Below are 264 nucleotides of genomic sequence, written 5' to 3' on the forward strand. Positions count from 1 at the left end.
CGGCCGCACCACCGAGGCCGACGGCAGCCCCAACCTCGGCTACAAGGTCCGCCCCAAGGGCGGCTACTTCCCCGTCGCCCCCACCGACCAGTACGTCGACCTGCGCGACGCCATGTCGACCAACCTCACCAACGCCGGCTTCACCGTCGAACGCGGCCACCACGAGGTCGGCACCGGCGGGCAGACCGAGATCAACTACAAGTTCAACACCCTGTTGCACGCCGCCGACGACCTGATGCTGTTCAAGTACATCATCAAGAACAC

At 65.5% G+C, this 264-nt stretch carries 1 pseudogene; it reads left to right on the forward strand.

What is annotated here, in order from left to right:
- Positions 1-264: pseudogene (locus LI92_RS21605) on the forward strand (type I glutamate--ammonia ligase); the annotation flags it as partial.

The sequence above is a fragment of the Mycobacterium sp. UM_Kg1 genome, assembly GCF_000972925.1.
Taxonomy (GTDB): Bacteria; Actinomycetota; Actinomycetes; order Mycobacteriales; family Mycobacteriaceae; genus Mycobacterium; species Mycobacterium hiberniae.